This is a genomic window from Halonotius sp. GCM10025705 (assembly GCF_042662885.1).
Taxonomy (GTDB): domain Archaea; phylum Halobacteriota; class Halobacteria; order Halobacteriales; family Haloferacaceae; genus Halonotius; species Halonotius aquaticus.
In genome coordinates, this window is the sequence record NZ_JBHSZD010000001.1 from 678,434 (window position 1) to 698,524 (window position 20,091).

Sequence of the window (20,091 nt, forward strand, 5' to 3'; positions counted from 1 at the left end):
GCACCCACCAATGAGCCACCAGGAGTCCGACGGCGAGGCGACCACCGACACTCAGGACGTGCCACGCCACCGGCTGCTCATCCGGAGCCTCATTGAGGGGTGGCTCGTGACTGTCGGCCTCTGGAGCACACTCGGGTACGGCGTTCGTGATGCCTTTAGCCGCCGACTGGCTGTTGGCATCATCTATACTACCGTCGTTGTCGTTGGGGTTGGCGGCGGTGTCGCCGGCGCCGCCATCCTGTTTGAGTATCCGCCGCTGCCAGCGGTCGGGCTCGGCGGTGTCGCCGCTGGTGGGCTCATTCTCGCCTCAACAGCTGGCTCGCTGGCACTTGATGACACCGCCCGCCGGGATTACCGCGCTCACATCGTCGCCAGCGTCCCGGGGCTGTCACCGGATTCACTCGCTGATCCACCGGCAGCAGCCGCCGACGCCGCCAGCGACGGTCAGTCGGCGACCGACCAATCGGCAACTCACACTGACGACGCCACCGACGGCACCGAGGAACCCACTGCCAACGAGCAACCCACGGCCGACGAGCAGTCGTCGGGCGAGGAGAACGCGGCGGGCAACGAGGAGCCGGAATCCGGCCAGAGCGACGCCTCCCAAGGCGATACAGCGGAATCCGGTAGCAGCACCCAGTACGTCTCTGAACCGCCCGGTATCGACTTCGATGATGTGGCCGGCATGGAATCGGTCAAAACGGAACTCCAAGAACGCGTGATCGAGCCGCTGCAAGAACCTGAAAAATACGCCAAATACGGCCTCTCGGTCGAAAACGGGTTTCTGTTGTATGGGCCACCAGGCACCGGTAAGACCTATCTCTCGAAGGCACTGGCCGGCGAGTTGGGGATCAACTATGTCGGCATCAAGGGGGCCGATATCATCTCCAAATGGCTTGGCGAGGGCACCCAAAACGTCGCCGCGCTCTTCGACGAAGCCCGCCACCACCAGCCCTGTCTCATCTTTATCGACGAGATCGACGCGTTGACGCCGGAACGCGGCGGCGCAAACCAACATCAGGATCAGACGCAGACGGTCAATCAGTTCCTTGAGGAGGTCAGCGACATCAACGAGGGCGACGAGCGCATTGTCATCGTGGCAGCGACAAACCGCCGCGATCAGATCGATCCCGCGATGTTGCGCTCCGGACGACTCTCAGTACAGATCGAGGTCGGCAACCCTGGCCCGAAAACCCGCGTGGCGATCTTTGATACCCATCTTGAGGCCCCACGAGCGTCCGATCTCGATGCCAAACGGATCGCTGAGGCCTCCGGCGGGCTGTCGGCGGCTGATATGGAGCAGGTCGCTACCGAGGCCGCCAGATCGGCGATGCAACGCGAGGACGCGGTGACCAATGACGACGTTGTGACCGCTATCGAGAACGTCCGCTCGTAACGGGATCGGAACGCCCTCATATCGCCCCGTTGAAATCGGTGTATGGCGATCGGAACCGCCGTTGGGAACCTTCGTGGCGACGGCCGTGGTCGCACGCTGTTGGCGATCGCATTCGGCTGGGTGTTTGTGCTGGGTGGCCGCTTTCTTGTCCCGTCGGTGTTGCCACAGGTCAAAACCGCCTTTGCGGTCGGCGATCTCGGGGCCGGCGTCGCCGTCACCATCATCTGGGGTGGGTACGCGGTCATGCAGTCGCCGGCTGGCCTGCTGGTCGACCGGCTTGGCGAACGGCTACTGCTGGCCGGAAGCCTGCTGTTGACCGCGGGCAGCGTGCTCGTGATCGGGCTCGCGCCGGTCTTTGTGGCGTTTCTCGTCGGGTGTGGGGGTTTCGGGCTCGCGACCGGCCTGTATGGCCCGGCTCGCGGGACGGCCCTCTCACGAACCTTCCCGGAACACGATGGCGCGGCGATCGGCGCGACGTTGGCCGCCGGCAGCATCGGCTCAGCTGTCCTTCCGTTTCTCGCGGGCGCACTCGTCGAGACGGCTGGCTGGCGGCTGGTCGTTGCAGGGCTGGCGCCGCCGTTGCTGGTGGTGGCCGTTTTTGCGTGGCGGTCGGTGCCATCCCGACCGGAATCGACGACACCCCCAGCGGCCGCCCCGAGTGACCTCGCTGGCGACATGCTCAATGCCGTCCGCACGAAAGGTGTCGCCGTTGCCGGCGCGGCGGTTACGCTGATGATCTTCGTCTTCCAGGGCGTTTCAGCGTTCTATGTCACGTATCTCGTCACGACGAAGCCGTTCAGCCAGACAGTCGCCGCCGGCATGTTCGCGCTGGTGTTTGTGGGTGGGGCGATCGCCCAACTGGGTGGCGGCGCCTTAGCCGACCGCGTTGGCGAGCGATGGCTCCTGGCTGGTGTCTCCGCGGCCGGTGTGCCGTTGCTGGCGGCGGTGCCGTCCGTTGGCGGTTTGTGGCCGGTCGCGTTGCTGTCGGTACTGTTGGGCTCGCGGCTCGCCGTCGCACCGATCACCAACGCCTACGTGATCGCTGTTCTGCCCGAGCAGGTACAGGGGGTGACGTGGGGAACGCTTCGCACCGTCTTCTTCCTGCTTGGGGCTGGGGGTCGACGCTTGTCGGCGCGCTGGCGGATCGTGGTCTCTTCGATGAGGCATTGTACCTGTTGGCCGCTCTTACTGGTCTCGCGGCGGTGTTGTACGCGTTTCTTCCGACTCGGGCGGCCGCGCGTACCGGCTGACGCCCGTCGCATTGAAACCCTTATCCCGACAGCCACGCTACAAGAGCTATGAGTTACGATACTGTCGTGTTTGACAACGACGGTGTCCTTGTTGGCCGTACCCGGTTTGATGTGCTGCGTTCGGCGACCGAGGAGACGTTTGAACAGTTTGGCGTGAGCGACCCCGACCCCGATCACATCGAGGATATGACGATCGGTGCAACCCCACGGAGCGTTGCCAACGTGTGTGATGCCTACGACCTCCAGCCAGAGACCTTCTGGCGCGTCCGCGATAAGACGATGTCCGGCGCCCAACAGGCCGAGGCCCGCGCTGGCCGCAAGACGCCCTACGGCGATCTTGGCGTCTTAGATGACCTCGATGCCACCTGCGGCATCGTTAGCTCCAATCAACAGGAGACAGTCGATTTCCTCCTTGATCACTTTGAGATCGGTGGGCTCTTCGAGACGGCCTACGGCCGTGAGGCAACCGTCGAAAGCCTTGATCTCCGGAAGCCAAACCCCCACTATCTTGAGCGCGCGCTGGCGGATCTTGACGCCGACTCCGCGCTGTTCGTCGGCGACAATGAATCCGACATCAAAGCCGCCGAAAACGCCGGCATCGACTCGGCGTTCATCCGTCGGCCCCACCGCACCGACTGGGAGCTCAACGTCTGGCCGACATGGGATATCGACTCCCTTGAGGATCTCCACCGCGTCTGCAGCACGTAGTCGGTGACCGTGCATCTGTCGCGCCCAGCTGCGATCAGTGCTAGTAGCAGCCACACCGTGCGTATTCTCACCAGTGTAGAACAGCCACAGTACTCATCCGCGTCGACACCCAACTATGGGTGTGATGAACACAGACCGCTGTCGCAAGGTTGGATCGCTCATGGCAATCGCGCAGGGGATCGTGACCGCCCTCGCGCCGGGGTTGTCGGCGAAACTGACGAAAAAGCTGGTCGGCAAGAACTTCGAGAACGCTGACGCCCTGAAAGCGAAGCCGGTCTACCGCCGCCAAACGCGTGCGTTCGGCATCGGGCTGGCAGCCGCCGGCATCGCCGGCTACGTGATGGAGCATGTCGCCGCTGATACGGCGAGCGATGACACCGACGAATAGCGCTCGTATGGTGTCACCCCACGTGTAAACGGCTGCATCGACGAGGAAGCACCAAATTCGTGCTTCATAATCCTTATATCCGTGTCGCTGCTCCCTGCAGTTGCAATGGCAAACGGTACGGTTGACTTCTTCAACGACACTGGCGGTTACGGCTTTATCGATACTGACGATGCTGACGACGACGTGTTCTTCCACATGGAAGACGTCGGCGGCCCGACCTCGAAGAGGGTCAGGACGTTGAGTTCGACATCGAGCAGTCCCCGAAAGGCCCGCGGGCCTCGAACCTGACCCGCCTGTAAGTCGGTTTCACCGCTTACAGCCACAGACAAATACTCGGTTTTCTTACATTTTCACGACCGCGAGCACCTGCAGTCGCCGTTGCTACCAGAACAATACCGCGTTGGGCTACGATACAGACGGCCGCTATGAGGGTGTTGTGCCTGTTGCTCCCGCATACCCCACCGCGAGCCACGCGACCCCAACGAGCGCGACGCCGACCGCGGCGAGCACACCGCCGAACAGCGGCCAGGCGATGGCGTCGTAGGCGACCACATCGCCCACAACGAGATACGGTACCGCGAGACCGGCCGCAAGAACGACGCCACCGAGTGCGACCACGAGATCAGCCACCCGCCGTCGATTGCTGTGATGGCCGATGACGGTAGCCGCGCCGACAAGGACACCCAACGGGAGCAAGCCGGCCAGCCACGTGTAGATGCCGACCGACTGCCCGCGGAGATCACCTGTCGTATCAGCCCCCGGTTGGACGCCGGTCTGGAGGAGATACCGCTCCTCCCCAACGTCGACGATGGTGAATATCTCCGATGGCTGAGCCGTGCCATAGGTGAACACCGTCGGCGGCTCTCGCACCGAATCACAGACGAGGACGCTGTCGACACACAACGGCAGCTCATACCGGTACCAGCCGTCGGCATCCGGCGAGCCCGCGACCGTGCGTTCGACAACCTGTTGACTTGTCGGCGGCAACGTCGAGACATCGACAGCGTCGTCAGGATCAAAGCCGTATTCGGCGGTCAGTCGATCAAACCGATCGCTGGTCTCGGGAACCGCCTGATGGAGATACGGGGCTGGCGCGGTCGTCTCATACGGCGAGGCGGCGATCGGGGCCGGGAGGAGGCCGCTGGTACACAACAACACGGCAATGAGCACCCCGACGACGAGTCGGTTGCGAGTGTGGCTCATAGGCTAAGCGAGCGACTTGGTGTAGCTGACGGTTGCGACATCGTCTTCCTGGAGGGCGACCGTGAGCTCCGTTGCCGGCTCCGGGGTGAGTCGGTCGGTGAGTCTGTCGGCGAAGATCCGCGCAAAGTGTTCGGCACTCGGATTGCGCCCCTCGAAAGCCGGTAACTCGTTGAGCGTCGCATCCCGAAACGTCTCGACGACGGCCTCGACGGCCTCGATGACCGCGTCGATGTCGACGAGATAGCCGTACTCGCCGAGTTCCGGGCCGCGGAACGTTACCTCGGCGGTGAACTGATGAGAATGAAGCTCGCCTTCGGGTCGGGGTTCGGCACGGTCAGATAATGCTGTGCGACAAAGCGTCGGGTCACCGAGACCGTGTACATACCCGTTCCACGACCGAGTCGTGAATAAATGATGTGGCCGGCACCCCCGGATCGTCGTGTGGAGTATCGATCTGGTCTACTGCCAAGCACTGCCGGATCGATTCTGCTACCTGTTTGCAATGACAGACGCAAACAGTCGATCGAAATGAAACCTGATTCTCTTACGCGGCGACCGACTACACCCACGGATTTAATTATCGGAACAGAGCAGTCTCAGGTATGAACGGGCCGCTGGCCGACGAGTTCGGCCGGGAGGTCACCGGTGTTCGGGTGTCGCTGACCGACCGGTGTAACTTCGACTGTGTCTACTGCCACAACGAGGGACTCGGCGACACCCGCGGTCCGATGGAACCCGACGACAACGAGATGACTGCCGACGACGTGGTGCGGTTCCTGGATGTCGTCGAGGATTTTGGAGTGGAAAAGGTCAAATTCACCGGCGGCGAGCCCATGTTGCGTCAGGATCTGGAGGAAATCATCCGCCGCACCCCCGACTCGATGGAGACGTCGATGACGACCAACGGGACGTTCCTGCCGGGGCGCGCCGAGGATCTCAAAAACGCTGGCCTCGAACGCGTTAATGTCTCACAGGACGCGATCGACCCTGATGCCTTCGCGGAGATCACGAAATCCGGCGCGTACGAGCAGGTGTTAGCGGGTGTTGAGGCCGCTGTCGACGCTGGACTCTCCCCAGTGAAGCTCAACATGGTCGTGTTCAAACACACCGCCGGCTACGTCGAGGGGATGGTTGAGCACGCCGCCAACAACGACGGTCTCCGGCTCCAGTTGATCGAGTACATGCCCGAGTTGACCGGCCATCCAGAGTGGAACATCGACATTCAGCGCGTCCACGACTGGTTGGCCGATATTTCAGCACGCGTCGAACACCGCGAGATGCACGACCGCACCCGCTATTGGATCGCTGGCGACGACGCCGACGCGGATGAGGAAATCGACGAATCCAACGGCGGGATGGTCGAGATCGTCGACCCCGTCGAAAATCCGACCTTTGTGCAAACTGCCATCGCGTACGCGTCACCCACGAGGGCTATCTCAAGGGCTGTCTCAACCGTAACGACGACCTCCGGTCGATGGGCGAGATGACCCGCGATGAAATCCGGGAGACGTTCCGGGAGACGGTCGCCAATCGGGTGCCGTTCTACGGCGAGTACATGGTGCGCGACGACAACGACGAGTGGGTCGTCAACGACGCATATCTGTCGACCTCCACGGCCGCCGACTAACTCACAGCGAGGCTTCGTTTCCTTGTTGGTGGCGTCACTCGATCTGCTCGTCGACGAGCTGTCTGATCTCGACGATATCCTGTTGATGGGTCTCGGCGACAGCTTCCGTGTTTTCGATCGCACTGACAGCATCGTCAAGCCCGTCGACGGTCTCGTCGATCAGCGAGGCGACCTCTTGGGTGCTTTCGGCCTGCTCGTCGGTTGCATCCGAGACCTGCAGCAGGCTCGCTGAGACCTCGTCGATGCTCTCGTTGATCTCCGCGAGGTTGTCCGCCGCGGTCTCGATCTCGTCGATCCCGGTGTCGATGCGGTCGTGCATCGTCTCTAAGCTGTCGACTGTTTCCTCCGTTGAGGCCTGAATCGCGTTGATCATCTCCTCAATCGTCTCGGCGTTCTCCTGGGACTCCCCGGCGAGATTTTTGACCTCGTCGGCGACGACCGCGAACCCGTCGCCGGATTCGCCGGCGCGGGCGGCCTCGATCGAGGCGTTGAGTGCCAACAGGTTTGTCTGGTCGGCGATCCCGTTGATCACCTCAACGATCGCGTCGATCTCGTGGGCCTTCTCTTGGAGGTCTTCGATCTCCGACGACACTGTCTCGGAGGCATCGGTCACGTCATGCATCGCCTCGACGGCGTCGTAGGTTGATTCCTCGCCTTGGGCGGCGAGGGTCGCTGCCTCGTCGGCCTGCTCGTCAACGTCGTTGACGGTCGCGGCGATCTCCTCGATGGTCGCGGTGAGATTTGAGACCTCGTCGTTGATCTCGTTGAGCGTCGGCGCATACCCCTGGATGACCTCGTTGTTGGCGGTCACCATATCACCGAGCTGTTGACCGCTCTGCTCAAGTTCCGCGATCAGATCCTGTAACTGCGTAAATGACGCTTTGTCAATTTCGACCGTCTCGCCGTCGGAAGATCGTGACATTACCAACCCAACGCCGGATAGGATATTTAAACTTGTGACCGGGGCTGTGGCGATGAGTTTTGTCCGGCGTTGCCACCGAGCAGCCCCTCTGTGGATCAATCAAGTCTTCTCGACGGTGTTCGGTTGTCACGCTGCGACAAGCCTCGATCGCTTCGTTGCCCGCGACCGACCCATGGTAATCTTTCGGATCGAACACGTGTCGGTTTGGGTGAACGTCGACACTGGCCCTCCACAGCGCAATCTTCTGTCGCATTCACCGATCCCATCGGAAACCGCTATGCGGATGTGGAGATTAATACCAGTAAACTTAATAATGCAAACTATCTCGTGGTGGGTATGGCACATGAACATCTTGATGAGAAGCTGATTAATTCGCTGCTCGGTGACGGCCGCTCCAGCCTGCGGAGCCTCGCCGAGGAGCTTGATGTGTCGGTGACGACGGTCTCGAATCACCTGAAGGATCTCGAAGCCGAAGGCGTCATCGAGGGCTACTCGCCGATCGTCGACTACGAGAGCCTTGGCTACGATGTGACCGCGATCATGCATCTCAAAGTCGAGGGGAGTGCTCTTCCGGAGATCACCAACAAGCTCGAAGCCGAAAAGCAGATGATCTCGGTGTATGAGACGACCGGTGACTACGACATCATCGCTATCGGAAAGTTCGACGACACCGACGACATGAACGACCAGATCAAGTCACTCCTAGAGGATGTCGACATCCGCGAGTCCAACACCAGTGTCGTGCTCAACGCTGTCAAGGACAACGAGCAGTTCGAACTCGATATCCCCGAATAACGTCAACACCGGCGCTCGCTCCCGCGTCGCCACCGATTTTTTCGCGTCACCTACAGCCGAAAGGTATCTCCACGTCGACCGTCGGCTGTTCGCTTTCGGGCACAGTCAGCACACAGTTCCAACTCGCCGTCGTAATGGAGGCGACAGACGGTCGCACCACAGCGACGGCAACTGAATGCTCCAGGTCGTTGGTCGCAGTGCTCACAGATACCGGCTACAGCCATACCGAACCGTGGTGCGAGAGCTGTATCAATCTTTGCCGCTGTCGTCGCTTGCTGTCGCCACTCCGTCGGCTTCGGCCATGTCGGTCGTCTCGGCGGCCTCGGCCGCAACGAGTTTGTATTCGACTTCGACCCGCTCGGTAACGCTGATCGGTGCCGGGTGGACGGCCGGATCTGACTCCCAGGCGTCGTCGACGGGCTCGCTGCCGGGGCGGGCAGGTTGTGTCGTGATCGTCTGGGCCGACCCAACCGCGAGCCCTTCGGCGGCCGCCAGTCGATCGGCCTTCTGGCGGGCGCGATCGACGGCTGCTGTCATGGCCTCTTCTTGGAGGTCTGCCCGTGTTGCGTCCGTGAGCACGAACTGAACGTGGTCGATGCCGCCGCCCCCATCGGTCGCCTCGACGACGACCGTGGCGACCGCCGCCGGCTCACAGCGGACGTGAAACTCCTCGACCGCACGGAACGCAGCATCCGTCTCGGGCTCGAAAGCGGCCGCGCTGTTGGTCACCCGGTGGTCGACTGTCTCGATCGTCACCTCGGCGGTCGCCTCAATCGCCGTCCGTACTGTCGCCGCGCGGTTGCGGGCCCGCTCGCGGGCGCGGGCTGCCGAGGAACCCTCACCGAAGGCGGTGACCGCGACCGTCGCGCTATCGGGGGCCGCTGCTCGCGTTGCCGACGCTGTCGTCGTTACGGTTCCTGTCACACTCCACCGGTCGGCCGAGCGGGTAATGAATCCGGCGGCGAGCCGCACCGCTCAGTCTGTTGGTTCCGCCGTGAATCCATCCTCCCACCGGAAGCTGCCGTTTCGCTGGATGACCTCGCCGTCCACTGAGAGGCGGCTGTCGGTGCTCATGTCGGCCAAGAGGTCAACATGGATCGCTGACTCATTGCCGGTCTCGCCGTCCGGCAAGCAGGCGTCGTAGGCCCGACCGATCGCCAGATGAACCGTTTCGGCCATCTTCTCGTCAAAAAGAATCCGATCGGTAATCCGATCGATGCCGCGGTTCATCCCGATCCCGAGCTCGCCGATGCGGCTGGCCCCCTCGTCGGTTTCCAGCAGCTCCCGCAGCGTTTCCTCGCCCTGGTCGGCGGCGTAGTCGACAACCTCGTTGTCCTCGATGGTGAACTTCACATTCTCCAGTCGGGTTCCGTCGACGGTTCGGGGCAGATCGAAGGTGATCGTTCCGTTGGCGTCGGCCGGGGCGGTAAACACCTCGCCGGAGGGAAGGTTGTGGGAGTCGTCGGCGACCGAGGCCGTGCTGTTGACCGCGGTTCGGTTCTCGATCGACAGCCGGAGGTCGGTCGTCGGGGTCTCAATGTGGACGGTCTCTCCCTTGTCAAGGATCGTTTTGAGCTGTGCCATCTCTTCGGCCAGCGACTCCCAGTCGCGGAGTACGGCATTGTAGACGAAATCCTGGTAGGCCTCAAACGACATCCCGGCCTGCTGGGCGAGCGACCGGGTCGGGTGGACGGTTGAGACCCAGTCGGTCGCCAGCCGCGCCTCCCGCACCTCGGTTCGGGAGCGCCGGGCGACCTGCCGGGTTTCGGATGGCACGTCCGCGGTTGCGGCGGTGTTTCGCCCGCCACCAAGGCGGAGATAGACATCGGTCGCTTCCAGCATCGCCAGTTCGTGGGCTGGCGCGTCGTCAAAGTCCGTGTTGTCCGCGGCTCGGCCCTGCAGGTACGCCCGCGAGAGTTCTGCGGAGTCGTTGACGGCTAAGAGGGTGCCGCCGCGTTCGCCGACAGCTTCGGCGACGGCGACCCCGAGCTCGTGGGCTCCCTCGGCGACGCTGATTACGACATTGTCGCCGGCCTCGATCTGAGCACTCCAGTCGACCAAGACGGCGGCGTGTTCGTGAATTCGCTCGTCCATACGGATCCCGGGGTCGCCAGCGATAAAACTCTCACCGCCGACGACTCGCCGCCGACACGGCGACAGCCCTGCCACGTCGTCACCGCCGACGTTGGGCGACGCGTTACCGTCGACGCTGGGCGACACGTTCCTCGGCGGTTTCGCTGCTCACGAGTTCGTAGAGGACCGCCCGGCCGCCGCCGTCCTTCGGGCGGAGGATCCGACCGAGTCGCTGGGTGAACTCGCGCTCGCTGCCGCTCCCCGAGAGGACGACACCAACGTTGGCGTCGGGCACGTCGACGCCCTCGTCGAGGACGTTGGCGGTGATGATCCGGCTGTACTCGCCCTCGCGGAATCGCTCTAAGATTTCGCGTCGCTCGCTCGCGCCGGTTTCGTTCGTGATCGCCGGCAGCAGAAATCGCTCCGAGAGATCGTAGACCAACTCGGTGTGGGCGGTGAAAACGATGAGTCGATCCTCGCGGTGGCGATCGAGAATCCGCCCCAGTTGGAGGCGTTTGTTTTCCGCGTTCATCATGATCTCGCGGGCCCGCTGTTTGGCGAGCAAGGCCTCCCGGGCCTGCGGATCGTTGCCGGAGCGTTTGACTAACTGGAGGTAGTCGCTGCCGCTGGTGAACGTGATATTCGAGTTGCGGACGTAGTCGACGAACGTCCCCTGAACCTCGTCGTACTCGGCGCGCTCCTCGGGCGTGAGTTCGACTTCGATCCGTCGGATCTCGTAGGGTGCGAGATGATCGCCAGCAGTTCGTCGGTGTCAATGGTGTAGACGCGCGAGCCGACGAGCTCTGCTATGGTTTCGTGGGCTCCATCGGGTCGTTCGAATGTCGCTGTCAGCCCGAGGCGATCCGGCGCGGCCAGCAGGCGGGCGATGTCTTGATAGCCTTCCGCGCCGAGGTGGTGAACTTCGTCGAAGACGACGAGGCCGAATTTGTCGCCGAGTTCGTCAGCCCGCAGGTACGCCGAGTCGTAGGTGGCCACCGTCACCGTTTCGACGCGTTGCTCGCCGCCGCCGAGTCGGCCGATAGGAACCTCGAACTCGGTTTCGAGTTCGCGCTGCCACTGCTCCAGCAGGTCGATAGTCGGGACGACAACGAGGGTCGACTCATCGCAGGCAGCCATCGCCGCGAGTGCGATGACCGTTTTCCCCGCGCCGGTCGGCAGTTCGAGCACGCCCCGGCGGTTGCTGTCGAGCCACGCATCGAGGGCGTCCTGCTGGTACTCTCGGAGTTCGTAGCTCGTCGCCAGCGAGACGGGCGCGGTGTCAAGGACGGTATCGTCGACATCGGCATCGACCGCCCGGAGCACGTCGCGGATCGCCGCGTAGTGGTGGGCCGGCGCGCGGGCCGTATCGCTCCGCGGGTCGCGTTCGACGCCCGGCAGGCTATCGAGGTTCGGGTCGCTCTCGCGGTCACTCTCAACCCGGAGCGTGCCGTCCTCGAAGCCGAGCTTGATCGTCACGGCTGGGAGTGTGAGGGCGGAAAGTAAAATCGCTCCGGTGGTCGATTAGCTCTCAAGCTGGTCGCGGAGCAGCCTGACGTAGGGGCTGGCTCCCCAGCTTCGATGTGCGCCGATGCAATCGAGCAGTTGTCGTGCCTCGTTAGTCGACATGTGGCCGTTGCGGGCATAATCGCGGATGAGCCGAGGCGTCGGAACGATCCGCGGGCCGCGTAGTGCGGCATGCACCAGCGCGAAGTTTGTCCCGCCGAACTCGTCGGTCAGAAAGCCGTCAACGCCGAGGCTGTTTGCGAGAACGATCCCGTCGGTTTCACCGTCGTCGAGTCCGAAGGCAGGCCGCGAGGCGGGCGTTTCCTCGCTGTCGTAGGGATCGACGACTGTGTAGTGGTTGTCGGCGGCGAGCACGTTGCTGGCTGCCGCGCCGTGGATGTCGTCGTAGTCGGCCATGGTGCTCAGTTCCGACTGTACGGTCGGCGGCAGCGACACCGTACACGATGTCAGAACGTACTGCAGTGGATCGGGCAACGCGTCGTCGACGGTGGCGTCCGCTCGCGGCACCGCGAGACTGACGAGCGCGCTGGTGTCGGCGACGACTGTCCGCAGTCGTGGCCCTGCCGTCATTCCTCGGTGACCTCGTCAGCGTCGCTTGCTTCCTCGGCCTCGTCGGCGTCAGCGTCGCCTGTCTCGTCGTCTTTGTCTGGGACGATCGCCACAGCGTCGCCGTCGTAGATTTCCTCGTCTGTCGGCTCGCCGAGATCCAGCGGTTCGTCGTCGAGATCACGCTTGAGCAGACGCAGCCGCTGGGCGGCTTCGGTACCGACGAGCTGTTCAACGGTCTCGAAGTCCAGCTGCTCGTTGTAGTACTTGGTCGCCACCAGTTCTTGGACGGTGTCGCTGTTTGCGGTTTCCTTGATGTACTCGCGGATTGCTTCGACGAGCAGGTCGGTGCGATCCGTATCGAAGAGGTCGGCAATCGCGTCGAGCCGGTCAACGAGGTACTCCGGCGACTGAAAATGGACGCGCCGCGGATCGTCGCTCGCGCTCATGATGTGTCTGTTTTGCACACAGATACCTAACGGTATCGGTGGTTGCACACAGCTTGCACATCGGTTGCCAGTTCAGGCCTCAAGCTCTTCGCCGACCAATTCGGTCGCCTTCTGAACAGCCTGGATCGAACTCAGATACCCCGCGCCGACGCTGGCTTTCAGGGCCTTGGCCGCGCTCCCAGTCACGACTTCGGGGCCGACCTGTGCGACCGCGCCGTCGCCGACCGAGACGATCCAGCCGGGCACGTTGAACCGGAACGGTGTGAGTTCGGGCTCAAAGCCTTCGCGGCCGACCAACTCCCATTCGACGAGTTTGGCGATGTTCTCTGCGGCGGGGTTGGCGGCGCGGATCGCCGCGGACGCGCTGGCGGGGACGGCCTCGCCGTCGGCGTCGACGACGCGGGCAGTATCGCCGAGCGCGAACATCGATTTCGTCAGTCGGAGGTCGCGCCGGACGATCGGCCGGTTGCCGGCCATCGCATCGGGGCCGGCGATGCCGCCAGTCCAGACGAACAGGTCGGCGTCGAGTTCGTCGGTTTCCCCAGCGGCCTCGTGTCGCGTGGCGACCGTTGAGTCGGTCGCTTCGGTGACGGCCGTCTCTGTGCGGATTTCGATATCGCGCTCGGTCAGTTCGTTGGCGACGGCGTCTTGGAAGGCTTCGGGGAACGCGGGCGCGACGGAATCGAGTTGTTCGAGCAGTGTGATGTCAACCCGGTCGCTGGCTCCCTCTTCGTCGGCGAGCGCGGCGAGTTCGCCGGCGACCTGGACGCCCGAGAGGCCCGCGCCGCCAACGACGACTGAGGCCGGTTCGTCCACGTCAAACAGATCGAGTGCGCGCTCGCGGATCGCTTCGGCGTCGGAGACGGATTTCAGTGGGAGGCCGTGCTCTTCGACGCCAGGCAGATCGTAGAACGCGGTTTCCGCGCCGAGACAGAGCGCGCCGTAGTCGTAGGCGAGGGTTTCGCCGGTGTCGAGGTCGACTTCGTTGGCGTCGGTATCGACGCTCTCGACGCGGGCGGTGACGACTTCGGCGCGGTCGAACAGTGACTCCAGCGGGACTTCGATGGCGTCGGTGATCGAGGGCCGTCTGATGACGCGGTGGACTTCGTGCTGGACGAGGTGGTCGTCGGCTTCGTCGACGATGGTGAGGTCTGCTTCTGGCGGGAGGGCATTTTCGAGTTTGCGGGTGAGGGTGACGCCTGCGTAGCCGGCACCGAGAACAACGACGTGCATACCTGTGGTTGGGGAGCCAGCCGAATGAACATGGCGTTGAACGTATCCTGTGTTCGTACAAGTAGTAGCGATAGAAAGCCCTCGACGCGCTGGGCTCCCAGGACTCGCTGCGCTCCTCGTTCGCTTCGCTCACTGCGGTGCTTACGTCGTCACCAGAAATCTCTGATTTCTGGTTGGCTCACGAGAGCGAACTCTCGTGAACGTCCGGGTTCGCCCAGCGCGTCTCGCCCTTTCAGTCCACCAGGATGTCGGTTGGCTGGTTATCGTTAGTCGTCAGCCGGCTGGCTGGTGGCGTTGCCAACGCGGTCGGCGTCTGGGCCGAAGATAGATTCGAGCAACGCGGGCACGTCCTCGGGCTGCACGTCGGAGTACCACTCGTCGCGCGGCTGGATCGCAATTGCCGCGCCGCCCTCGCTGCAGAGGCCGAGACAGCCCGTTTCGACCACCGACACTGACGACCAGAACGCATCTCGCTCGCGGAGCCAGTCTTTGACTGCTGCCAGCGTTTCCTTGCCGCCGGCGTCGGCACAATAGTCGTACTCCTCGCGGCTGTTCGTACAGACGAGCACGTGGGCGTCGAGTCGCTCGCGGTGGTCGGCGGTTCGATCCTTCATGGCGTTGGCTGGGTCGGCTCGGTCGTCGTCGATTCGAACGGCGTCCGTCGCTGGAGCCAGCCGAACGTCGCGGCGATGAGCAGCCAGATCGAGCCCTGACTCAGAACGACCATCGCGCGGTAGGCCGCGACGAGGTCAGCCGACAGCTCCGGATGGCTGACCAGCGTCGGCGACACCAGCGGCAGCACAACGACGGCGGCGACGACGGGTGTCGCGCCGGCGACGGCGGCGAGCCCGCGACCCAGCGACCTGCTGCGGTTGTAGACAAGGACGCTACTCGCGGCGATGAGTCCGCCGAGTGCGACGAAGCCGGCGTAGAGGGCGAATCGGGTGTCAGTACCCAACACCTGTTCGGCTCCCGGCGCGAACGGCGGGAGGACGAGCCACGGCGTCACCGAGATCGTCAGAAACCCGCTGGCGGCGAGGACGAAGCCCTTCGCCGCGCCGCGACCGGGGAGGGCGGGTTCGAGGAAGTATAGCGCGATCCCGAAGCAACCACCGAGAAAGAGGGCCCACAGCAGGCCGCCGCCGACGCTGACGAGGGCGGTCGTCGATTCGGCGACGACGCTGCCGCCGTCGGGCGCGTGGCTGTGGCCATGCTGGGCGTGTTCGAGATAGCCGACCAGCGGGTTGGCGACGGTCGCCATGAACAGCCCGTAGGCGATACCGGCGACGCCGCCGGCCAGCAGTCCGCGCTTCAAATAGGCGAACAACATCGCTCAGTGGCAGACGATGCCGGCGGCGTGCCGGAAGTTGTGGAGCGACTCGTGGGCCAGCGGCTCCTGGAAGAGGAGCAGCGTGAACGTGATCGCCGCGCCGAAGCCGAAGATCGCAAGGGCTGTCGTCGGCGCGATCTCGGCGCGAGCGGTTTCGATCCGGTCGGCGACCGTGTCGGATTGCGAGGTCATGAAAGTCTACTTTGCCTTTTGAAAATAAGATTGTAAAGGTTGTGGTTCAGCCGATCCACGGCGCGGGGCTGACGGGGTGACTCAGAACAGCGCGTCGCTCTCGGGCAGCACGTGTGCCGGCCCACCGACTTCCCACACGTCGGTCTCGATACCGATATCGCTGATACGCGCTTTGACCTCATCGACGTACTCCTCGGTCGTGTTGACGTAGACGCTCGCACCCGTGTCGGTCGAGAAGTAGACCTCGACGCCTTCCTCGCGGAGTTCGCGGACGGCGTTGAAGACGGCAATCGTTTCTGGCTGCCAGTAGACCCAGCCGGAGGGGCCGGTCATCGTCGCCGCCGTCAGTGACAGCGAGTCGTGTTCGGCGAGTTTGAACACTCGTTCAAAGGAAGCCTTCCGCAGGGCGTCCCGCATCTCGACGATCTGATCGGGGATGTGGGCGACACGCGCTTGGAACATGTGGCTCTCGGCGGCCTCCTTGTGTGCCTCCTCGGTCTCCTTGTACGAGGGCACGTGGGCGGCAACAATCTTGAGGTCGTCTTCGAGGTCGGATTCAAGTCGGTATGAGCGGCAGTCTTCGTCGTTGAGGCCGGCGTAGAGATGTGAGAACGCCCCTGTCACGGCCCGGGCGGCCGACGACGAGCCGCGACGCGCGACTGTCGAGATTTCCGGGAGGCTCATATCGAGGCCGGCGGCTTCGACGAGGGCCATTGCGGCTGCGGCAAAGCCTGAGGACGACGAGCCGAAGCCGATGTTCGATGGGAAGGAGTTCTCGCTTTCGAAGCGGACGGCGTGGTCGAACTCCGCCAGTTCGCGGACGTAATCGACGACCATGTTGATCCGTTCGGCCGCGCGGCCATCGACGTCCTCGCCGTCGATGATGTAGGTGTCCTGCGCGCCGCCTTCGGCGTCGACATCGGTGAGCCACTCGACGGTCGTCGTCGTGTTCGTCGGCGCGGTGCAGACACTGATCGAATCGTGGTACGGCAGGCGGAGTTCCGGATCGCGCATCCCGTGGTATTTGACGAGCCCTTGAATCGGATGGGCTCGCGCGGTCGCCTTCATGCTCATAGATCGGTATGGCGGCCGGTTGCGGGTTAGGCGTTCCGGATCATCGACCGCGGCCAATCCGACCGGGAGCCAAGGACAAAACCGATAACAAGAGTTTTGGGCGGAGTCGCCGAACGCTCGGCAAATGACTGAGTACACCGTCGAGTTCGTCGGAACCGACGAGACGATCACGGTCTCCGACAAGGAAACCATCCTCAGTGCCTGTCTGGAGGAAGGCATCGCACAGGAGTACTCCTGTCGCGTTGGGATGTGTCTGGCCTGTTCAGCCGAGATCATTGAGGGCGACGTGGCCCAGCCGGCGGCCCGCGGCTTCACTGAGGAGGAACGCGAGAACTACGCGCTGACCTGTATGGCGCGCCCGCAATCTGATCTCAAAATTGAACGCGGCGTCTACCCGCCGAGCATCGAGAACGACGCCACAAGCGGCGCAGCCGACGCCGCACCGGCTGACGACGACTAGCTCCGGTGTCGACGCCGCTACTGCGGTTCAAATCGGTGCCGCACCACGTCCGCGTTGTCATCCCATTCAAAATCGCCACCATGAGCTCTGACAAGCCGCTTTTTGTACGCGTCTAAATCTGCTGATCCCTCGCGCTGGGCATCCTCATCGGTCAACTCCCCAAGTGTAAGTTCCTCAACGCTCGTGACCGCGTAGGTGTCGCCATCGATCTCGAAGTGATCGCCCTCGTCGGCGTAGGCTTGCCCGCGAGTCAGCTGCGTCATCTCGCCGTCGGCGACCAGTTCCTTGACGTGTCCGTTCGGCAACAGCGTGTCGGCATCGATCTGTGCCATGGTCGTGATTGAGCGTCTAACAGCAAAAACCCGGCTGTGAACGACAGCGCGGGTCGACCCCAACCCGCGGGATTCAAGAGCGTCGGGCGACCCACCTGCAACAATGCGTCAGGACCACCTCATCACCGCGACCCAACTCTCGCGGGCCGACATCGAGGCGGTGCTCGACCGAGCGGCGGAGATCGACGCCGATCCCGGGGCGGTCGCCGACCGGTATCGGGAGGCCGTCCTCGCCCTCTGCTTTTTCGAGCCGAGCACGCGCACGAAGATGAGCTTCGAGACTGCGATCAAACGACTCGGCGGGGCAACGACCGACATGGGGACGGTCGAATCCTCCTCGGTCAAAAAGGGCGAGAGCCTCGCCGACACCGTCCGCGTCGTTGAGGGCTATGCCGACGCGCTCGTGCTCCGACACCCCAGCGAGGGCGCGGCGAAGATGGCCGCCGAGTTCGTCGACGTGCCCGTGATCAACGCCGGCGATGGCGCGGGCCAACATCCGAGTCAAACGCTGCTTGATCTCTACACTATCCGCGAGAACGTCGGCCTCGATGATCTCTCGATCGGCATCATGGGCGACCTGAAATATGGCCGCACGGTGCACTCTCTGGCTGAGGCGCTCACCAACTTCGACGTGCGCCAACACTTCATCAGCCCCGAGAGCCTCAAACTCCCGCGTAGCGTTCGGTTCGATCTCCATAACTCCGGCGCCCAACTCCGGGAACACACCGATCTTGAGGAGGTGTTGCCTGAACTCGACGTACTGTATGTCACTCGCATTCAACGCGAACGGTTCCCTGACGAAACCGAGTACGAACAGATCGCCGGCGAGTACCAGATTGACGACGACACCTTGGAGCTGGCCGACGATGATCTCGCGGTGATGCATCCACTGCCCCGCGTCGACGAGATCGATCCCGCCGTCGATGCGTTGTCGCAGGCAACCTACTTCGAACAGGCCCACAACGGCGTCCCGGTCAGAATGGCACTGCTTGATTTCTTACTATCGGAGGGTGAGCTATGAGCGACCGTGAACTCCGCGTGTCAAAGATCCGCAACGGCACCGTTATCGACCACGTCACCGGCGGCCAAGCCCTCAACGTCCTGTCGATTCTCGGCATCGACGGCTCGGAGGGGTTAGGCGTCTCTGTCGTACTGAACGTCCCCAGCGATCGGTTGGGGCTGAAAGACGTGGTCAAGGTCGAAGACCGCGAACTGAGCCAATCCGAGGTCGACGTGATCTCGCTAATCGCCCCTGAGGCGACGATCAACATCATCCGTGAGTTCGATGTCGTCGAAAAGAACCGCGTCGACCGCCCGGAAACCGTTATCGGCCTCCTGTCGTGTCCGAACCGCAACTGTATCACCAACGCCAACGAGCCCGTCGAAACGAAGTTTGATGTCGTCGACGAGGGCGTTCGCTGCACCTACTGTGGGACGATCATCCGCGAGGAGCTCGCTACCCACATCGATCCCGAGTAGGTCGTTGCCGCCCCGGCCACGCAAAGCCTATTACCCACCCGACACTGAGAGCTAGTATGTCCAAGAAAGCAAAACTGCTTGGCGTCCTCGTGGTTATCGTACTGGCATACGTCCTCTTCTCGGGCGATACCGAACCCGTCGAAGTCAACGTCGACGAGTAATCCTCCGCTCCCCTTCTTCGCGCATCTTTCGGTAGTCACAACGCCGGAGAGCGAACCACTTACCCACGGCTGTGACCAATCCGGTGTATGGACGGGATCGTCACGCGGAACGAACCAGAGACCGAGTGGGACGAGTTCGAGCAGGCGTTCTACGAGGTCAAAGACGTGACCGGCCGTCCCAACGAACCGATCGCGGGCGCGATCAACATGGTCTCTTGTTTTGGCGATAACGCTGCCGCCGCCGAGAATCCGGATCTTGTCCCCGTCGACAGCGAGGGCCGCCCGGCAACCCGCGAACGAGACTACTTCGATTGGGCCTACATCTGTCCGACCCACGACGCCTACCGCGAGGGGCTGCTTGAGATGATCGCCGACTGTGGGGCCGAACACGACGATGTTCGGCTCGATGATGTTGGCTTCCCCCGCGATGACTACTGCCGGTGTGACCGCTGTGAGCAACGGTTTGCCGACAGTGAGTTCGACGACTGGCACGCGTGGCGGGCGTCTGTGATCACCGACTTTGTTGCCGCCGCACGCGAACGCGTCCCGGGGCGACTGTATCTCACCCTCTACCCTGATCCCTATCCAGGCCATCTCTCCCAACGAGCCGGACTTGATCTCGACGCACTCGCCCCGTATGTCGATGAGTACGTCGTCCCGCTGTATGATCTGGACTACGGCACCACTTACTGGCTGGAGTCGCTCGCCCGCGGGTTCCGCACCGCGTTGGGCGGCGACTACAACCCCGACGACGCCGATCCCGAGCCCCCGTTTTCGATCGAACTCTACGCGGTCGATGTCGACGTCGACAACCTGATTCAGGCGGCCGAGGTGGCTGGCACCTACGCAACAAACGTGTTTTTCGGCTACGATGCCGCTCAGGCGTCGGCGGCGATTCGGCGCAAAGACGCAGACCAACAGGACGGCGAGACCTATACGCCGGAGTAAG

At 63.1% G+C, this 20,091-nt stretch carries 21 protein-coding genes and 4 pseudogenes; 11 read left to right on the top strand and 14 right to left on the bottom strand.

What is annotated here, in order from left to right:
- Positions 1-10: 10 nt before the first annotated feature.
- The 5 genes and pseudogenes from ACFQJB_RS03850 to ACFQJB_RS03870 all read left to right on the top strand — a co-directional run bounded on the left by ACFQJB_RS03850 (position 11) and on the right by ACFQJB_RS03870 (position 4,041).
- The gene (locus ACFQJB_RS03850) at positions 11-1,396 is read left to right on the top strand and encodes an ATP-binding protein (RefSeq protein WP_379724160.1); all 1,386 of its coding nucleotides are present in this window, start codon (positions 11-13) and stop codon (positions 1,394-1,396) included.
- Positions 1,397-1,438: 42 nt separating this feature from the next.
- Entirely contained in the window at positions 1,439-2,698 is a 1,260-nt protein-coding gene (locus ACFQJB_RS03855) for an MFS transporter (protein WP_379724163.1), read from the top strand.
- Entirely contained in the window at positions 2,695-3,354 is a 660-nt protein-coding gene (locus ACFQJB_RS03860; RefSeq protein ID WP_120102910.1) for an HAD family hydrolase, read from the top strand. The genes ACFQJB_RS03855 and ACFQJB_RS03860 overlap by 4 nt, the downstream gene beginning before the upstream one ends.
- A gap of 160 nt (positions 3,355-3,514) precedes the next feature.
- Positions 3,515-3,742: a hypothetical protein gene (locus ACFQJB_RS03865; RefSeq protein ID WP_379724166.1), complete on the top strand. Its 228-nt coding sequence runs from the start codon at positions 3,515-3,517 to the stop codon at positions 3,740-3,742.
- Between the two features lie 105 nt (positions 3,743-3,847).
- Positions 3,848-4,041 (top strand): annotated as a pseudogene (locus ACFQJB_RS03870) (cold-shock protein).
- 124 nt (positions 4,042-4,165) lie between these two features.
- Here the strand turns inward: ACFQJB_RS03870 and ACFQJB_RS03875 are convergent.
- Together ACFQJB_RS03875 and ACFQJB_RS03880 are read right to left on the bottom strand one after the other, a co-directional pair.
- Positions 4,166-4,945, bottom strand: a complete 780-nt coding sequence (locus tag ACFQJB_RS03875) for a hypothetical protein (RefSeq protein WP_379724169.1) — start codon at positions 4,943-4,945, stop codon at positions 4,166-4,168.
- Between the two features lie 3 nt (positions 4,946-4,948).
- Positions 4,949-5,328 (bottom strand): annotated as a pseudogene (locus tag ACFQJB_RS03880) (6-pyruvoyl trahydropterin synthase family protein).
- A gap of 219 nt (positions 5,329-5,547) precedes the next feature.
- Between ACFQJB_RS03880 and moaA the strand changes: the two are divergent.
- Positions 5,548-6,572: pseudogene (gene moaA / locus ACFQJB_RS03885) on the top strand (GTP 3',8-cyclase MoaA).
- A 34-nt stretch (positions 6,573-6,606) separates the two neighbouring features.
- On the opposite strand, the gene ACFQJB_RS03890 reads toward moaA, so the two are convergent.
- Entirely contained in the window at positions 6,607-7,494 is an 888-nt protein-coding gene (locus ACFQJB_RS03890) for a methyl-accepting chemotaxis protein (RefSeq protein WP_379724172.1), read from the bottom strand.
- A gap of 336 nt (positions 7,495-7,830) precedes the next feature.
- On the opposite strand from ACFQJB_RS03890, the gene lrp reads away from it, so the two are divergent.
- Entirely contained in the window at positions 7,831-8,289 is a 459-nt protein-coding gene (gene lrp, locus ACFQJB_RS03895) for an HTH-type transcriptional regulator Lrp (protein ID WP_120102916.1), read from the top strand.
- Between the two features lie 249 nt (positions 8,290-8,538).
- Here lrp and ACFQJB_RS03900 read toward each other — a convergent pair whose 3' ends face one another.
- From ACFQJB_RS03900 to mvaD, 10 genes and pseudogenes are all read right to left on the bottom strand, one after another.
- The gene (locus ACFQJB_RS03900) at positions 8,539-9,213 is read right to left on the bottom strand and encodes an SIMPL domain-containing protein (protein WP_379724177.1); all 675 of its coding nucleotides are present in this window, start codon (positions 9,211-9,213) and stop codon (positions 8,539-8,541) included.
- Between the two features lie 51 nt (positions 9,214-9,264).
- A complete protein-coding gene (locus ACFQJB_RS03905; RefSeq protein ID WP_379727948.1) occupies positions 9,265-10,383 on the bottom strand; it encodes an aminopeptidase in 1,119 nt (372 codons plus the stop codon).
- 103 nt (positions 10,384-10,486) lie between these two features.
- A pseudogene (locus ACFQJB_RS03910) lies at positions 10,487-11,838 on the bottom strand (DEAD/DEAH box helicase).
- A 45-nt stretch (positions 11,839-11,883) separates the two neighbouring features.
- Positions 11,884-12,456 (bottom strand): hypothetical protein, encoded by a 573-nt coding sequence (locus ACFQJB_RS03915; protein ID WP_379724180.1) that lies wholly within the window; start codon positions 12,454-12,456, stop codon positions 11,884-11,886.
- The gene (locus tag ACFQJB_RS03920) at positions 12,453-12,881 is read right to left on the bottom strand and encodes a hypothetical protein (RefSeq protein WP_379724183.1); all 429 of its coding nucleotides are present in this window, start codon (positions 12,879-12,881) and stop codon (positions 12,453-12,455) included. The genes ACFQJB_RS03915 and ACFQJB_RS03920 overlap by 4 nt, the downstream gene beginning before the upstream one ends.
- Before the next feature lie 72 nt (positions 12,882-12,953).
- Positions 12,954-14,114 (bottom strand): NAD(P)/FAD-dependent oxidoreductase, encoded by a 1,161-nt coding sequence (locus ACFQJB_RS03925; protein ID WP_379724185.1) that lies wholly within the window; start codon positions 14,112-14,114, stop codon positions 12,954-12,956.
- 266 nt (positions 14,115-14,380) lie between these two features.
- Entirely contained in the window at positions 14,381-14,728 is a 348-nt protein-coding gene (locus ACFQJB_RS03930; protein ID WP_379724188.1) for a (2Fe-2S) ferredoxin domain-containing protein, read from the bottom strand.
- The gene (locus ACFQJB_RS03935; RefSeq protein ID WP_379724191.1) at positions 14,725-15,444 is read right to left on the bottom strand and encodes a CbtA family protein; all 720 of its coding nucleotides are present in this window, start codon (positions 15,442-15,444) and stop codon (positions 14,725-14,727) included. Before ACFQJB_RS03935 ends, ACFQJB_RS03930 begins: the two co-directional genes overlap by 4 nt.
- Before the next feature lie 3 nt (positions 15,445-15,447).
- Entirely contained in the window at positions 15,448-15,636 is a 189-nt protein-coding gene (locus ACFQJB_RS03940; RefSeq protein ID WP_379724194.1) for a CbtB domain-containing protein, read from the bottom strand.
- An 81-nt stretch (positions 15,637-15,717) separates the two neighbouring features.
- Positions 15,718-16,704, bottom strand: a complete 987-nt coding sequence (gene mvaD / locus ACFQJB_RS03945; protein WP_379727950.1) for a phosphomevalonate decarboxylase MvaD — start codon at positions 16,702-16,704, stop codon at positions 15,718-15,720.
- A 130-nt stretch (positions 16,705-16,834) separates the two neighbouring features.
- Between mvaD and ACFQJB_RS03950 the strand changes: the two genes are divergently transcribed.
- Positions 16,835-17,170 (top strand): 2Fe-2S iron-sulfur cluster-binding protein, encoded by a 336-nt coding sequence (locus ACFQJB_RS03950; RefSeq protein WP_379724197.1) that lies wholly within the window; start codon positions 16,835-16,837, stop codon positions 17,168-17,170.
- Between the two features lie 17 nt (positions 17,171-17,187).
- Here the strand turns inward: ACFQJB_RS03950 and ACFQJB_RS03955 are convergent, their stop codons facing one another.
- On the bottom strand, positions 17,188-17,502 hold the full coding sequence (locus tag ACFQJB_RS03955) for an ASCH domain-containing protein (protein WP_379724200.1): 315 nt from the start codon (positions 17,500-17,502) through the stop codon (positions 17,188-17,190).
- A 103-nt stretch (positions 17,503-17,605) separates the two neighbouring features.
- Between ACFQJB_RS03955 and pyrB the strand changes: the two genes are divergently transcribed.
- From pyrB to ACFQJB_RS03970, 3 genes are all read left to right on the top strand, one after another.
- Complete coding sequence (pyrB, locus tag ACFQJB_RS03960; RefSeq protein ID WP_379724203.1) at positions 17,606-18,523, top strand: aspartate carbamoyltransferase; 918 nt, start codon at positions 17,606-17,608, stop codon at positions 18,521-18,523.
- Positions 18,520-18,981 carry an aspartate carbamoyltransferase regulatory subunit gene (gene pyrI, locus ACFQJB_RS03965; RefSeq protein ID WP_120102929.1) on the top strand — a complete coding sequence of 154 codons (462 nt, stop codon included), beginning with the start codon at positions 18,520-18,522 and terminating at the stop codon, positions 18,979-18,981. The genes pyrB and pyrI overlap by 4 nt, the downstream gene beginning before the upstream one ends.
- 248 nt (positions 18,982-19,229) lie before the next feature.
- Positions 19,230-20,090 carry a hypothetical protein gene (locus ACFQJB_RS03970; protein ID WP_379724206.1) on the top strand — a complete coding sequence of 287 codons (861 nt, stop codon included), beginning with the start codon at positions 19,230-19,232 and terminating at the stop codon, positions 20,088-20,090.
- The last annotated feature ends 1 nt before the right edge of the window (position 20,091 follow it).